Source organism: uncultured Kordia sp. (genome assembly GCF_947496985.1).
In the GTDB taxonomy this organism is placed as follows: Bacteria; Bacteroidota; Bacteroidia; order Flavobacteriales; family Flavobacteriaceae; genus Kordia.
Map to the genome: position 1 here is coordinate 1 of NZ_CANMEZ010000048.1, position 247 is coordinate 247.

The following is a 247-nucleotide window of genomic DNA, read 5'->3' on the forward strand; positions in this document are numbered from 1 at the left end:
ACGTAGCCTTCAAGAATTCCAGTCTCTTGAATGATTTCATTGGCATCTTTTAAATGCAAGGCTATTTCTGAAATCGTTTGATGACTAAAAATATCTTTTACTTGGTAATGAATGTCTGCTGATTTACTTCTACTTACCAGTTGAATCGCTTTGATAGAATCGCCTCCTAATTCAAAGAAGTTGTCATAAATTCCTATTTGTTTAACTCCTAGTAAGTCTTGCCAAATCGTTACTAACTTCTCCTCTA

At 34.0% G+C, this 247-nt stretch carries 1 protein-coding gene; it reads right to left on the bottom strand.

Annotated features, from left to right (window positions below; genetic code table 11):
• The coding region (locus tag Q0828_RS24450; protein ID WP_298427998.1) for a phosphopantetheine-binding protein at positions 1 to 247 on the bottom strand (247 nt) is incomplete at both ends.